Genomic DNA, 15045 nt, shown 5'->3' on the forward strand with positions numbered 1-15045 from the left:
TTCTTACTAAGGAGAGATTAATACCCAGGCATTCTGCCAGTGGCTGCCACTGCCTGGCTCATAATGATTGGATGTTGGCGTATAGATAGTACACCAACCGCTGAATGGGAAGGGTTTGCACTGGTAGACTTTTCCATCTCGAGCCAATACTTTTGTTCCCTCTTTGTAGCTCTCTTTACTATTTGGATAAATATAGTCGTACTCACCATTTTGTTCTGGAACCAGGTTAAAGGGATAGGACTTCTGATAGGTTGTGCCGTCACTGGTTTCTACCTTCAATACCAGAGTATGCTCCATTGGTGCAGCATTGGTAATATCAAGCGTCAGCGAGCGGCGGCCATTAATGACAGCAGTAGATGATGCCTTTTGTAAATTATTAGCATCAAAGATGGTGACGTCTGTATTTAGACGCTCAGAAGTAGTCACATCGAAGACAACCGTTGCAGTACCATTCTTAATAAGATAGCTATCATCTAATTTTTCAACCGCAAAGTCAGGACCCTGTTGAAGGGTTTCTATTTCTACTTCAACTCGTTTTAATCGACTGTTCTTTTTTGCAAAGATATCGTTACGGCCTTTATTAGGCTTAATGTTTCCCTGACTATCGAGTTTACCGGCTTTAATTTGCGTACGTTGTTGGTTAATCGTCTTAGCTAATTGATAAGGCCAGATATTCTTTTTACCATTTTGTTCGCTATCAATGGTATAAGTTGTCTTTAGCTGAGCAAGCTCACCACTATCGTCAAATACTCGAGCATGAACTTTATCACCACTGGTCAAGTTAATACTGGGGAAGATATCACCAATATCTTTCCACTCTGTCGGAGGCTGAACACCACCAAACTCCGCATCAATAACATTATAAAAAGATGCGGCCGTATCACCAACATCCCACACGCCTAATATAACGTGATATCCCGATCTTTGCGGTACATTACATTCATGAGTGGTATCGACAGGAGGACGCTGCATAAAACCATCGTGTTCACAAAAAGGTGTAGGCTCAAAAGATCCTCGAGACAAAGGTTGGTTTGGGTTCCAGTCCACCTTAGTAATGTAATAACGCCAGTCGCGAGTCACATGGTTAGCAGTAAAGTGCCAACTAAAGCTCTGCCTACCTGATTGCATAGGTACTTTATGCCAGCGCTCAGATGTTTGCACATTCAATGGAGAAAACTGAGCTAAGCCAGCTGAAGCGATAGTGCCATCAGCAGGTCCGCCCGTTGGATATCTATCGCCACCTTCAATACTTTGAGGCTCCCATTGAACTGCACCACAGTTAGAATGAGAGCCTAACTTACATAAATATCCACGAGACTTTGGCTCGCTCATGTAACCATGAGCGTGAACCGTAGATTGATACTGAACGAGACCAACTGCGGACAGAACAGCCGCTTTTAACCACAACTTGCTTTTCATTTATTTCTCCCAAAAGCCTATTATTTAAGGCTCTTTTATCTTTCAAAGTGACTTTACACTTTGTGTTATTTCTTTTTTATTAATAATTCATAAGAAAAACAGCAGCAATAGAAAAACACCAAGACTGTGATTAGCGCACACTAAATCAGTGAAAAATATTTTTTTTGAGAAGCAGTTATAAAACTTATTTATTATTTAAAAGCCTAAAGAATAAGGTGAGCAAAAAGAAATATTTTATTAATCAAATATTCTGATAGCAAAATGATAAAGAGTTCATAAACCAACTGTGAACTACTTTCAGTTTCAAGAAGACATTCGCACCAGATAGCCGTTTTGTGTCCTGTTGCTCACTTTTTTTCATTTAAAGACTTACAATTACCAAGGTGACAAGCAAGGAGCGAACACTCCAGTCACACTATGTAGGAGGTGTTCCCGGAACTTTCCGGAAACTAAAAGAGGGCCGAGCTACTCACTATTAAGTACTTTAAGAATATTATAACGAACGGGTACTCGGCCCACGCCAAAAGCAATGAAGCTTCGTCGATATGAAAATTGAGTAATAGAGCGGGCTGAGCTTTTTATAAAGATAGGAAAACAAAAGAGCCGCCCTAAGGGCGGCTCTAAAACTATGCTAAGAGTAATTACTTAACAACCTCGTCAACTTGACTTAGTTTATCCGTGCGATAACCAATACTCTTTTTACTCAGTGTGGCAACATTGATAAACTTTTTCACTGAAACAGGCTGCTGAACATCGGTTTCTTCAAGCTCCCAGTCATTATCCATTGCATCAAAGATCATGCCGGCAGCTTGCGCTCCCAGACCATAGTTATCAGGCACGATAGCAAAAGAGCCTAAAGGTATCTTAGTCATAAACTGCCTAATACCGACAATTGCCGGAAGTTTCGACTTTCCTCTTGATGGTAACCAGGCTTTTAGTAACGCATCACGAGTCAGTAAAGCATTGTCATTAAGAATCCACAGAGCATCGACATCATTACTGAGTGACTTCAAAGCATCACGCACTTTAGAATCAACTTTACCACTTTTATTTGGCAACTTGATTCCAACAAGCTCAATGCCTTCTGTTTTACAGTAGCGCTGATTTTCTTTGATAATGTCTTCCATCCACTCTCGATAAACAACCCCCACCTTCTTAACAGGCTTACCCAAGATGCTGCGCATAGCGACAACACTGGTTACGGCGGGTATTTCGTAGCGTATAGCTGTGGCATTTTTTAGTTTGCCAACAAACTTATCAACAAAGAGTGCTGCCATAGCAATCGCGGGAGGATAACTATCCTTTGGATTCTTATTTTGAAACTGACCATAAAGATTAACTGCTTTATTGCCGACCAAAATAACAATATCAGGATTATGTTGCTTAAAGGCTTTAACGATTTCTTTTTGAGAAGATTTCTTGGTCACTATGATTTCGTGCAACGTGACTTCACCCTCAAGGTCATCGTTCATACCATTAACCACTTCTTCAAAAGCAGACGAAGCACCTCGAATTACCAAAGCATTGTTAGCCCAAGCGACTTGCATTGGAAGACTGAATAGAGCAACAAACAGCCCTAACTTGCGAAGTAGATTGAATAGATATTTTATAGAGTGCGCCATTGTTCCACTCCTAATGTTGCGTTCAGTTCCTTATCAAAAGCAGAAATGCATTTCATAACCTTTTCTTTAGATGAAGCCTTGCTTAAGGCTGCAGAAGCTAATCCCACTTGAACATTAATGGTAGTAGCAATAAGGTTAAGATTTGATTTCGACTTCAACTGATCATACAAAGAAGTGGGAACAAAAATCCCCTGCACCGATCCAAAAGTCAGCAGTGGTAACAAGTCTTCTACCTTGGTTACCCTTTTCAGTTTCACTTTGGTTTCCAATAACCCGCTAACAAACTTCTCCATCGGCTTACGACCAAGCAGATCCACAACACCAATTCTTTTCGTTCCAATAGCACCAACCTCCAAAGGTTTGTCTACAGAAACTAATACATAGTCTTCTACATCCTGTCCTTTTTTAACCCCTTTCATAACGGTATTAAAAGAGTCACTTGCTTCAATAACAGGTGACAAAGACAAGATAGCAGTAGGCGGATTCCCTTTTACTTGTTTGCGAAAATCTTTTGCGCGCCCAAAAACAGTAACTTCAACCCCATTACAGAGCTCGCCTATTTTGGTTTGCATGACATTTGCCCTGACCTCAGTTGGCACGAAAACATAAAGAGATTCCGCTGTAAGTGACAGAGAAAACATCATCGCAAACATAGTGCATGCAATACGTTTTATCATGATATAGACCTCTTCAAACTTACCAAATCCCAGAAACAACAATAAAATTAAGCACTTATAAATCTCCTGCCGTTTACATAGAACACATCGACTCTCTATCAACCGAATGACAGAACGGCCAACATCGGTTAACAGCTTATTTAACCCATCAAATTCACAAAACTTTTTAAATCTTCTACCAAACAAAGATAGAAGCTCTGTTTCCAGCTTGGTAACTCTGATGGGCGTTACTGCCAGCATTCATAGTGTAAAAAATGCGGACTGTTTCATTAAGATAGTCATAAATCTAGTACTTGACCAGTTTCGGAGCGATCTCGAGGTTTTATTCAAAAACACGTCACTGATGGACTGAAAAGCAGATGCTTTAGCGTTAATAAGCCATCAATATTTCGCAGATAATCTCAAAAAACTCAACTTAAGGTTATGAATTGAAAGCTAAAAGCCGCGCTATCGCTGCGATGTGAGCCATTCTTAGTCTCTTAGCCGCTAAATATCTCACCTCAATAATATGGCCGTCTTAAATCTCATGTTTAGAAAGCTCCAATTGATTGGAAGCCTCAGCCAAACTGGGTATTTGCCCGAAAAAAGATTCGATTCACTTTTTTTTTGTCGAAAACTCAGATTTTTAACTAAACTCTGGATAGAAAACCCATCGTTAATGTTGACTTATAAATATAGTTAGGGGTCTGCCTTGAAATTCAAAAGTATAAGCAGCAAGTTAATCCAGTCAGTTAGTGTCATATTTGTCTTAAGTTTCATACTACTCCTTTCAGTAGTGGCCTATATGAACACGTCAGATTCTCAAACCAACCTCGAAAAGTCCGCAGAGAGTATTAAGAATGCCCTGATTGCGAAAGGTAAAACACTTTCGAACAACAACAGTCAGGCATTAAAGGGCATGGTAGAGGACAATGCCTTTACGGCGGTTCAAGATCTGGTTTCCAGTACCGTTCGTGATGATGGAGATATTAACTACGGTATCTTTATGGATGCGGATCTGTTGGCCTGGGTACATGCAACGCCCGAAAATCCCGAAGGAACTGTCACGCCCGGTCAAGAATTGACGGACGAAGTCAGTGAGTGGGCAGCCTCCTTAGAAAACCAGGACTTTAAAACCGTCCCCAAAGAAGATGGCAATGATATTTATGAATTTGCATCACCTGTCATTGTTGATGATGAAATTCTTGGAGTGATTCGTTACGGTATTTCGACTAAATCAATGCGCGAATCCCTATCTAAAGCCGAAGCTGCCTCAAAGCTGTCGCTGCAAAAGACGCTTGGGATCTTGCTTGCCGCTGTCATAGGCGCTCTGGTGGTTGGTGTACTTTCCACTCGCAACGTAGCGCACCGAATCACGACACCATTGAAGTCACTTCAATCATCAGCGGGAACCATCGCCAGCGGCAACTACGATGATGCCGTCACCGTTTCAACAAACGATGAAATTGGTGTACTTGCCGATAACTTTGAGCAAATGCGGTCCACCATCAAAAAGAAGATGGCCGATCTGGCAAAGCTGAACTCCAGCGGTGAAATATTGGCTTCACTCACCGATCAGGCAAAAGCGCTTGAAGTCGTACTGCACACAATGCACGAACAAATTGGTGTGAGTCACGGTTCTGTATATCTCATGAATGACGACAACGAAATGGAAGTGAAGGCCTTTTTTCCACCCAAAAAGATTGCGCAAGATAGCAAGCCGAAAAAGTTTGCAGCGGGCGAAGGTATTTTGGGGCGAGCGGCGAAAGAAAAAGAAGTGATCTTCATACCCAACACCAAAGAAGAACAATCATTCGAGCATAACGAACATGATCAGGCCAGAGCCTTGCTCTGTGTCCCTCTAATGGATAAAGACATCGTCATTGGTGTAATGAACTTATCAGGCAGTATTGACGAAGTGCGCTTTGAAGAAAGCGACAACGAGTTTGTCTCTTCCATCGCTCGTTTGCTGGTTATCACGATTAAAAACATTCGCATGCGCGAAGTGATAGAAGAACAAAACCGTACTTTGGAACAAAAAGTCGAAGCCAGAACCGCCGAGTTGGCAGAGAAAACCAACGACATCTCCAGCATGTTAATGAATATGCACCAAGGTCTGTTTACCATTATGGAAGGCGGCATCATTCACCACGAATATGCGGTTTATCTAGAGAAAATCTTTGAAACACAACATATTGCCAGCCGCAACTTCATGGATTTGTTATTTACCGACACGGATATCGGCAGCAATGGCCAAGATCAGGTTAAAACAGCGATTGAAGCTTTGATTGGCTCCGATGAAATGATGTACGACTTTAACTCTCATCTGCTAATCACCGAAGTGTCTAAGACGATGGAAGACGGTCGGGTCAAGATTCTCGACTTCGATTGGGACCCTATCATCCTTGACGGCGACATAGACAAAATCATGGTAACGGTGAGAGATGTAACCGAACTGAAAGCGTTGCAAAAAGAAGCCGAAGCGCAAAAACGCGATCTGGAAATCATTGGTCAAATTCTTGCCGTCGGACAAGAAAAAATGGCCGAGTTCCTCAGCTCGGGCTTTAACTTTATCAATGAGTGCCGTGACCTGATTACCAATACTGCTGAAAAAGACTTGGATGTCATAGCCACATTGTTCAGAAATATGCATACCATTAAAGGTAATGCTCGAACCTACAATTTCGCCTACATCACTAATTCAGTTCACGAAGTAGAAACCACCTACGATGAGCTGCGTAAGCAGGAAGACAAGGAGTGGCAACAAGAGCAATTACTAGAAGAGTTGTTAACGGCTGAGAAAGACATTGAGTACTATCGCGATGTTGCACGAGAAAAACTCGGGTACGATGAGTCTGGCGGTGGCAGTGTTCTTGATTCCGAGCAAGTTAAAAACATTCTCGAAAAAATCAAAGCACTTGATACACAAGCACTGGACGCTCCCGTTAAAGAAGTGGTCGATAAAACCTATCAACTGTTTATTTCTGGTGACGCCAAGCCTATTGGCAATGTGATTGATGGTGTTATTCAATCAGTCGATTCTCTGGCCAAAGAACTTGAAAAGACACCACCCAAGGTCAATATTTCTGATGCTGGTCTGCTTATCAAAAAAGACTTTTACAATATGATGAATAATATCTTTATGCATGTGTTCCGCAATGCAATGGACCACGGTATAGAGTCAAACAATGAGCGCAAAGAAAAAGGTAAACCCGAACAAGGCTCCATCTTTTTAGAAACAGAACTCAACTCCAGCATGGCCACTTTCAAAATTTACGATGATGGCCGCGGGCTTGCTATCAGCAAGTTATTTTCTAAAGCTGTTAATGATGGTCTGTATGAAGAAGGTAACAAACCCGCCGATCTAGAAATCGCCAACCTGATCTTTGCTTCTGGTTTTTCAACTGCCGAAGAAGTGACGGAAGTATCAGGAAGAGGCGTGGGGATGGATGCCGTTCGACAATTCTTAATTGAAGAAGGTGGCAATATCGAAGTCTGTCTGGAAGACGACAAAGAAGGCTCCGATTTTAGAGCCTTTAGCACAAAAATCTCCCTGCCGGACAAATTCTATTTATTAAGCAACTAACACCGAATGAGGGCCTTAAGGCCCTCTTTTTTTGCCTGCATTTTCTCCTCTTAACGAGTAGTACCTTCCCTCTCTTCAATCTCACTCTCTAATTGCCCCTACTTTGGCAAAATCTATCATCGCCATAGAAACAACCAATAAATAAAGCATTTACTTTATTAATGACCCAGCCTAATATATAAAACAATTACTTTATTTATTGGGAGCAACGTCATGTCAGCCCGTACCAACCTATGGATAGTTATGTTTATTACGCTTATTGGAACCATTGGCATCGCTTTGCCCTACCCTATTTTATCGCCACTATTCCTCAACTCAGAAAGCGCCATCAACCAGTTTATGGGTCTGGATCCCTACTGGTTACTGGGGATTGCGCTGGCAACCTACCCCCTCGGCTTGCTGATTGGCGGCGAATGGCTAGGCAGACAATCGGACCGTCTGGGCCGCAAACCGGTTCTACTGTGGAGCCTGCTCGCATCGGTGGTCGCACACGGTTTGTGCGTATGGGCATTACTGGAAGAGTCCTTTGTTCTCTTTGCCCTTACCCGCCTGCTCACCGGTATTCTTGAAGGCAACATCTCCGTTGCTCGGGCCATAGTGACCGACCTTAATGACGCCTCAACAAAGACTGTTGCTTTTAGCTACGTTAGTTCGGCCAGCTACGCAGGTTGGTTTCTCGGGCCATTTATAGGAGGTTATAGCGCCGATCTGGGCTTTCACGCTCCCTTTGTTATCGCAGCACTGCTCAATCTCGCAGCGTTCGTGTTTGTATTAACCTCACTGGAAGAGAGCCACCAGCCAGCCCCAGCTTCTGTCTCAACTCAACAGGTTTCATCACCTTTCTGGCGAACGCCCTATCTTAAAACCTTTGTCGCCATTCAGTTTCTGCTCTTATTAGCCGTCAATATTTATTATGAGTTTTATCCGGTTTATCTGGTCGTTCAATGGCAGTCGAGCCCACAAACACTCTCTCATGCGACTATGATAGCCACTTCAGCAATGATGCTATGCAGTCTGTTGTTTATTCCACGCTGGGCAACAAAGATCTCTAAAGAAATATTGTTTGCAGGCGGTGCGATACTGACTGGCTTCAGCTTTATTATCTTCACATTACCAACCACAGAAAACGCAACCTTATTTACCTTTTTGCTCAGCGGATTCTGTATCTCTCTTTACGCCAGTATTTCCAATGCCTGGTTCTCGGATCGCTTTCCTCAGCTACAGCAGGGACGCTTAATGGGCACGCTGGTAGCAAACTTTTGCCTGGCCAACATAGTTGCAGCACTGGCGGGTAGTTGGCTCGCCAGCTTAAGCATTACCTTGTTGTTAGTCCTTGCGGGTATCGCAGCTATTGTTAGCGGTTTGCTTTTAATCATTGCGTTTGATTATCAGACCAAACAATCACTAACTCATCAAACATCTTAATCGGAGACCACAACCATGAGCACTATCGTTGAACACGCTAATATTTGTGTCGGAAACCTTGATGAAACTTTGCGCTTTTTGCAAACTGCGCTGCCATCTTATAAAGTACGAGGAGAACACTTTGAGTCAGGGGCAACGCCTCCCTATCGCTGGGTTCACTTTGGTGATGATGAACACTATCTGGCATTACAAGATGCTGTAGAAGAATCCACGGAGTCTTTCGGTGGTTATAAAAAGCTCGGATTAAATCATATCGGATTTCGCGTTGACTCTGTTTCTGATTTAATAAAACGGCTGCAAGATATTGACTATCATCCTCACTCGGTTAGCACTAGCCACCCTCACAGAACCAGAGCCTACTTTCATACGCCCGATGGTCTTGAGTGGGAGTTTGTTGAATACCACAGCCAACAAGCTGACGAAAGAAACAACTATCAATATTGAGTTTTGAGGACACACGTTTTGTCACAAGATACAGCAACCGCCATTATGGAATTGCTAAAACGCAATGGGCCTATGACGGCCAAAGCACTCTCTGCTGAGTTGGGCATCACCTCAATGGGTGCCCGTCAGTTTTTACTGAACTTACGCGAAAAAGAATGGCTGGTTGATTTTGATCGCGCAGAGAAGGTAGGACGTCCCGCCAAATACTGGCAGCTCACCGCAATAGGTCATCGACAATTTCCTGATCGTCATAGTGAACTCACCTTGCAAATGATTGAGTCGGTCAAAGTTATTTTTGGTGATGAAGGATTAGAAAAACTCATAGCTGATCGCGAAGAAAAAATGCAACAGCAGTATTTACAAGCCCTGCAATCCTGCCACAGTATCGGTGACAAAGTAGCCTGTCTGGCCAAGCTACGCTCTGACGAAGGCTATATGGCCATGGTTGAACAAAAAGACGATGGTACCTGGCTATTGATCGAAACCCATTGCCCGATTTGCTCAGCAGCTCAACAATGTCAAAGCTTCTGTCGTTCGGAGTTGGAAATTTTTCAACAGTGCTTTGCAGACACAGCGAAGGTTGAAAGAGAAGAGCATATATTGAACGACTCTTTTCGTTGTGTTTATGCAATTACTCCAGTTTAAATAGCAGGGTTTAAACTGTAGGGAATAAACATTGGAGGTTAAAACAATAGAACTTAACCAACGGCTTCTATTGCAGACGCACTTGACTCAGACTCATTTATAGGCAGTTCAATCGTAAAGCAGGTGCCCTTATTGATTTCGCTTTCCACAGAGATTTTTCCGCCGTGCTCCTCAATAATGCCATAAGCAATGGATAAACCCAGCCCGGTTCCGACTCCAACAGGTTTAGTGGTAAAAAAAGGATCAAAGATATTATTTAATTTATCCTCTGGTATGCCACACCCATTATCAGCGATCTGAATATAAACTCGTTCTTTTTCTTGCCAGGTTTTGATGAGAATAACGCCTCCCTCTTCCATCGCCTGGTTAGCATTAATAATTAGATTCAAAAACACCTGACTGAGCTCATCAATATTACACATCACCGGAGGAATATCAGCCAATGAAGGCTCAATTTGGCTAGTATACTTTACATCATTCCACACTACTTTGATCGTATTTTCCAAACATTGATTGATATCAGCCTCAGCGCGTTGATGATTGCCGGTACGGGCAAAGTTTTTAAGGCTCGAAACAATGTCTTTTACTCGTCGCATACCATTGGCGGACTCTTCCAGCATGTCACCAATATCGTCAAACAAGAACTCAATATCTTCTTGATCTCGATAATGCTCGATTTCTCTTATCTGATCTTTAAGCTCAGCACTCGCTTTTACTGATTGGCTTTCACATACGCTTTCATACTTTCTTATCAATGAAACTAGAGTGTCAATGTACTCACCCAAAGTATTAATATTACTGATAACAAACCCAATAGGATTATTAATTTCATGGGCCACTCCAGCAGAAAGCTGCCCTATAGATGCCAGTTTCTCTGAGTTAACCAGCTGTTGTTGAGCCAGCTTTAATGACTCATGAGTTTTAATAAGCTCTTCATGATTCTTTTGAGTTTGCTTAGTAGATAAGCGTCTCTCCAAAGCAATACCTAACTGGGAGGCAGCAACAGAGGCACTATCTTGAATACTTTGTGGAAACTGCTTCCAATCAGAAACACCAACCTCGATAACGGCAACTACTTTTGAATAGCACTTAATAGGGATAGCATGAATACCGATGAGATCGGGCTGGGTAAAAAGCTCTTCACATACATCAGTTTCACCCTGGCTCATGCTAACAGAATGACCTGTTTTAACTGCTTCGCTGACGGCCTGATTGAGCTCGTTTTTTTCTACATTGCCTTCAGAGATTTCTTGGTCAAGCATATGAAGTTCGGTAAACAGAACACTGGAAAATTCGCCAACTATACTGGCAAACTCTTCAATACTCTCAACAAACTTTTTTTCCTCTTGAGTGAATTTCGAAACAGTCACCAGTAACTCAAGGTTGCTTTTACGTTGCTGCAAGTCTTCAAACTGCTGTTGAATCAACAACATATTAGTGAAGACTTCTCTAGACTTTTCGTCGAGCATTTTCTCTGCACTTTGTCGAGCTTTCTTTTCTCGCTCCAGCGCTCGTTTGTAGACTTCAATATCTGCCATCATCGCTCACCAAAGTAAATATTGATATCACACTGTGCATCCCCTTTGTGCATACAGATGTCATGTGTAATTGTAATTGGCTCACCAAATTGTTTTGCGGCTCCTTCTAATAATCCTTCACTTAAGAAGCAGAGCTTTCTTGGCGATTGATAATGCATCACTAGCTCATCTGGCTTTTCATCAGTGTAAGTAAATGAAGGGAGGCTTGCTTCTGGGTGTAAACGAAGAACTTCCTTATGAATAACGGAGTCTACCTGAAGCAAAAATACTTTGAGACCACTATCAACATCCACATCTCCAGGCATACTACTATATAGTGACGAAAACAAGTACTCTCCAAACACCTTAATCAGATCAGGCAGAGCTATTTCGGTGATATCAGACAACTTTTGCGCGATAGCAAAAAGCTCTTTTTCGTTATAACGCATTACACTAGTGTAAGCCCCTCCAGACTCAGGAGCGACTTCAGTTAAAATACGGTCCCACAATTCAAGACCAAACTTTTCGGTTACCAAATCAGATAGTGCGATAAAAATACTGCCTTGCATAGTCTACCTCCTGGCCATAAATTCAACTTATATGTAAATAGCTAACACTGTTTTATGCTCTTTTTCATATTGTTTGAGTCGAGCTAGGTTTTCTTTAGTAATTTCTTGGTTAGCGGTTAATAGTGGCCGATTGTTGGATGGAATAATCAAATCTTTTTTCAGTGTATCTCCCACTCTTATTTCATCAGTACCTACACAATACTCAACACTTTCTGAGTCCTCAGGAGAACGTTCACTGATAAATATAATAAACTGTTTGACCAACTCTGGGTCATAAAGCTCACCGCTAAGCTCTGTCAACTCTTTCTTCGCAAGCTCATGAGATGTTGGCGTTCCGTTTAACTTGCCAGATACACGATCATCATATGCTTTAACTATACGCAATATTCTTGCCTGTATAGGTATAAGCTCTTTAGTTAAGTGCTCGGGAGTACCAGAGCCATCAAAGTTTTCTAGTTGGTGACGAATCGCTTTGGCTTCAATTTTAAAAGCTGGTAACTTCTCCAAAATATTGGCTCCAATGCAGGGGTAATCATGATTGTCATCACCCTCCCATACTTTACCGATTTCATGGAGAATAGCGGTTAAGTAAACATGAATAGCATCTGTTGACGATAAACCAATTTTCGTGGCAAACAAACGGCATTGGCTAGCGACTCTCTGTAACTGTCCGTTACCCTCTGGCTGACGCAGCTCAATGATCTCGGCCAACATATCCACCAGATTTTTATAGTGCTTATTTTGCGCATGATACTGCTTTTTAAGTTTTTCATGAGATATGGCTAAGGCTTCTGAGCGGCGCTTTACTTCTTCTTCTAAATTATTGTTAAGAAACTCTAACTCTTTGTTTCTTTCGGCCAAAGATTCTGACAACCTTTCTTTTTCGCGCTCAAGATCCTGCATCTTTGTTGCGTTAGCCAGTACTAATTTTATTTCGTTATTATCCCAAGGTTTTGCAATATAGGAATAAATAGCACCCTCATTGATAGCCGATATCGTAGATTCCATATCGGAGTAACCAGTCAGCAACAAACGAACGGCGTTTGGCTGAATATCCCGAGACTTCGCCAGAAACTCATCTCCCATCATGGTTGGCATACGCATATCAGAAATAATCAGATCAACTGGGTTGTCTTCTAAAAATGCCAAAGCCTCTTCGCCCGCTTCGAAAGAACTGACGACATACTCCTTTCTAAGTAATCGAGTAAGCGACTTTAAGATCTCTTTTTCGTCATCAAGAATGAGCAAACGCCTTTTTTTATTTTCCATAACTACTCCTTACTCACAGATGCATTATTACAATCACCTACGTCTTCCTTACCATATTGCTTAGGCCGACCATAAAGGTATCCCTGATGAAGATAACAGCCCAGTTGATTAAGCTTAGCTACTTGAGAGTGATTTTCCACTCCTTCTGCTATCACCTCAAAGTTGAGATGATTTGCTAACTCAATCATTGAAGCGACAATGAATAAGCTCCGATTGTCACTGTCTATATTTTGTATAAATGATTTGTCGATCTTAACAATATCTACGGGTAATTTTCTAAGATACTCCATAGTGGAGTACCCCGTGCAAAAGTCATCTAGCGCAATCTTAATCCCGAAGCTCTTTAAGGTATAAAGCTGTTTAGAAACCTGAGTTAATGACCGAATAAGTTCTGTTTCAGTAATCTCTAGAACAAAGTTACTTGCCGATGCTCCCAACTTTTTACAGAATGACTCAAGCTTTTTATAAAAAATAGAACTATCAAGTTGTAATGGGGACACATTCATACAAACTTTACGTTGACTGAGTACATGGGATAAATAATCCAGCAAATAGTCAAGCTGTTGAATACCAATATCTCGGATTACCTGACTGTGTTGAGTCAAAGGGAAAAAGTCGGCAGCCGTCAACAGTCCACGCTCGGGGTGATGCCAGCGAATTAACATTTCCGCAGCATACACCTCGTTGTTTTTTGTATTAATAATGGGTTGGAAGTAATTGAACAATTGATTGTTTGCCATTGCACAAGTTAACTCTCGTTCCATCTTTTGAGTTAAGTGCATATTTTCACGAGCATGACGATCAATGGCATTCTGCTCCAACACCGTTTTAACTTCTTGCCGAATTTCGCCATCAACCCAAGGTTTTAGTAGAAAACGTTGAATCGAAGCCTCATTAACAGCTTCGCTGAGAGCGGCAAAATCACAATACCCACTAAAAAGAATCCGCGATGTTGTTGGATAACGGCGATTCACTTCTGATAACAGAGCCGAACCTGTCATCAGGGGCATTCGCTGATCAGAAATCACCAAATCGAAGGGCTTTTGCTCCATTATTTTAAGCGCCTCGAGTCCGTTGTGTGCAGCCTGTAATGAGTATCCATCTTTACGTAAGACACGCTTAAGCGAATTAGTAATTCCAATTTCGTCATCAACTAGCAGGATCGATGGTTTCATACTCATTCTCCTCAATTAATATAGCTCTACGCCATTAAAGACAAATGCGACATTAGTGACATTTAATGTAATTAGTTATATAATGTGCTCATTATTTAGTCAAGCTCAAAACGAGATTATCAGTAGAGGGCAATATGGGATCTCAAAAAACACTGAGTAGTGGTGATGTCGCCAAATACTGTGACGTCAACTTACGCACCGTTATTCGCTGGATAGAAAAAGGCCACCTGAAAGCTCACAAGTTACCAGGACGTGGCAACAATCGTATCTTAGTGCCTGATTTTCTTAAGTTTTTAACTGAACATGAAATGCCCGTTCCCAAAGAACTATCGGATACAACAAATAAGATTCTGGTGATAGATGATGAACCCGCCATGGCATCAGCCATTAAACGTGTGCTAAAGAAAGCAGGCTTTCAAATAGAAACAGCAAGTGACGGGCTAGAAGCAGGTGTAAAACTGTCTGAGTTCCAGCCATCCCTGCTGATTCTCGATTTGATGATGCCCAATATGAACGGCTTTGAAGTCTTAAAGTTTCTGCGCAACAGCCAGTTTAGCAGTATTAAAGTGATCGTTCTGTCTGGTGCCGGTGATGATAAGTTGGACAAAGCCTTATCCTTAGGTGCCAATATCGCTATGGCCAAACCCTTCGAAAACGATGAGCTGCTAGCCAAGGTGCAAAACCTCATTGGCTCAGAAGCCGTCATCATATAAATAAA

General features: G+C 41.9%; 12 protein-coding genes. 5 read left to right on the top strand and 7 right to left on the bottom strand.

What is annotated here, in order from left to right:
- Positions 1-6: 6 nt before the first annotated feature.
- From gbpA to NH399_RS05400, 3 genes are all read right to left on the bottom strand, one after another.
- Positions 7-1419 carry an N-acetylglucosamine-binding protein GbpA gene (gbpA, locus tag NH399_RS05390; RefSeq protein ID WP_253037674.1) on the bottom strand — a complete coding sequence of 471 codons (1413 nt, stop codon included), beginning with the start codon at positions 1417-1419 and terminating at the stop codon, positions 7-9.
- Between the two features lie 641 nt (positions 1420-2060).
- The gene (locus tag NH399_RS05395; RefSeq protein ID WP_253037675.1) at positions 2061-3041 is read right to left on the bottom strand and encodes an ABC transporter substrate binding protein; all 981 of its coding nucleotides are present in this window, start codon (positions 3039-3041) and stop codon (positions 2061-2063) included.
- Positions 3026-3958, bottom strand: coding sequence for a hypothetical protein (locus tag NH399_RS05400; protein ID WP_253037677.1), 933 nt, complete (start codon positions 3956-3958; stop codon positions 3026-3028). The genes NH399_RS05395 and NH399_RS05400 overlap by 16 nt, the downstream gene beginning before the upstream one ends.
- Before the next feature lie 544 nt (positions 3959-4502).
- Between NH399_RS05400 and NH399_RS05405 the strand changes: the two genes are divergently transcribed.
- The 4 genes from NH399_RS05405 to NH399_RS05420 all read left to right on the top strand — a co-directional run bounded on the left by NH399_RS05405 (position 4503) and on the right by NH399_RS05420 (position 9797).
- Positions 4503-7283: a GAF domain-containing protein gene (locus NH399_RS05405; RefSeq protein ID WP_253037679.1), complete on the top strand. Its 2781-nt coding sequence runs from the start codon at positions 4503-4505 to the stop codon at positions 7281-7283.
- Between the two features lie 213 nt (positions 7284-7496).
- Complete coding sequence (locus NH399_RS05410) at positions 7497-8708, top strand: MFS transporter (protein ID WP_253037681.1); 1212 nt, start codon at positions 7497-7499, stop codon at positions 8706-8708.
- A 15-nt stretch (positions 8709-8723) separates the two neighbouring features.
- Positions 8724-9152, top strand: coding sequence for a VOC family protein (locus NH399_RS05415; RefSeq protein ID WP_253037682.1), 429 nt, complete (start codon positions 8724-8726; stop codon positions 9150-9152).
- A gap of 18 nt (positions 9153-9170) precedes the next feature.
- A complete protein-coding gene (locus NH399_RS05420; protein WP_253037683.1) occupies positions 9171-9797 on the top strand; it encodes a metalloregulator ArsR/SmtB family transcription factor in 627 nt (208 codons plus the stop codon).
- Between the two features lie 53 nt (positions 9798-9850).
- Here the strand turns inward: NH399_RS05420 and NH399_RS05425 are convergent, their stop codons facing one another.
- Genes NH399_RS05425 through NH399_RS05440 form a run of 4 tightly spaced genes read right to left on the bottom strand, consistent with a single transcriptional unit; the run spans position 9851 to position 14327 of the window.
- Positions 9851-11338 carry a sensor histidine kinase gene (locus tag NH399_RS05425; protein ID WP_253037684.1) on the bottom strand — a complete coding sequence of 496 codons (1488 nt, stop codon included), beginning with the start codon at positions 11336-11338 and terminating at the stop codon, positions 9851-9853.
- Positions 11335-11883, bottom strand: a complete 549-nt coding sequence (locus NH399_RS05430) for a heme NO-binding domain-containing protein (RefSeq protein ID WP_253037685.1) — start codon at positions 11881-11883, stop codon at positions 11335-11337. The genes NH399_RS05425 and NH399_RS05430 overlap by 4 nt, the downstream gene beginning before the upstream one ends.
- Positions 11884-11910: 27 nt before the next feature.
- Positions 11911-13152, bottom strand: a complete 1242-nt coding sequence (locus NH399_RS05435) for an HD domain-containing phosphohydrolase (RefSeq protein WP_253037686.1) — start codon at positions 13150-13152, stop codon at positions 11911-11913.
- Between the two features lie 2 nt (positions 13153-13154).
- On the bottom strand, positions 13155-14327 hold the full coding sequence (locus NH399_RS05440) for an EAL domain-containing protein (protein ID WP_253037687.1): 1173 nt from the start codon (positions 14325-14327) through the stop codon (positions 13155-13157).
- Positions 14328-14461: 134 nt separating this feature from the next.
- Here NH399_RS05440 and NH399_RS05445 point away from each other — a divergent pair, with 134 nt between their 5' ends.
- Positions 14462-15040, top strand: coding sequence for a response regulator (locus NH399_RS05445; RefSeq protein ID WP_253037688.1), 579 nt, complete (start codon positions 14462-14464; stop codon positions 15038-15040).
- The last annotated feature ends 5 nt before the right edge of the window (positions 15041-15045 follow it).

The organism is Pleionea sp. CnH1-48, from assembly GCF_024124665.1.
GTDB lineage: Bacteria > Pseudomonadota > Gammaproteobacteria > Enterobacterales > Kangiellaceae > JAMXSB01.

Coding starts and splice junctions, on each gene's coding strand:
- gbpA (WP_253037674.1), bottom strand. CDS start 1,419: ATGAAAAGCAAGTTGTGGTTAAAAGCGGCTGTTCTGTCCGCAGTTGGT.
- NH399_RS05395 (WP_253037675.1), bottom strand. CDS start 3,041: ATGGCGCACTCTATAAAATATCTATTCAATCTACTTCGCAAGTTAGGG.
- NH399_RS05400 (WP_253037677.1), bottom strand. CDS start 3,958: ATGCTGGCAGTAACGCCCATCAGAGTTACCAAGCTGGAAACAGAGCTT.
- NH399_RS05405 (WP_253037679.1), top strand. CDS start 4,503: ATGAACACGTCAGATTCTCAAACCAACCTCGAAAAGTCCGCAGAGAGT.
- NH399_RS05410 (WP_253037681.1), top strand. CDS start 7,497: ATGTCAGCCCGTACCAACCTATGGATAGTTATGTTTATTACGCTTATT.
- NH399_RS05415 (WP_253037682.1), top strand. CDS start 8,724: ATGAGCACTATCGTTGAACACGCTAATATTTGTGTCGGAAACCTTGAT.
- NH399_RS05425 (WP_253037684.1), bottom strand. CDS start 11,338: ATGATGGCAGATATTGAAGTCTACAAACGAGCGCTGGAGCGAGAAAAG.
- NH399_RS05430 (WP_253037685.1), bottom strand. CDS start 11,883: ATGCAAGGCAGTATTTTTATCGCACTATCTGATTTGGTAACCGAAAAG.
- NH399_RS05435 (WP_253037686.1), bottom strand. CDS start 13,152: ATGGAAAATAAAAAAAGGCGTTTGCTCATTCTTGATGACGAAAAAGAG.
- NH399_RS05440 (WP_253037687.1), bottom strand. CDS start 14,327: ATGAAACCATCGATCCTGCTAGTTGATGACGAAATTGGAATTACTAAT.
- NH399_RS05445 (WP_253037688.1), top strand. CDS start 14,462: ATGGGATCTCAAAAAACACTGAGTAGTGGTGATGTCGCCAAATACTGT.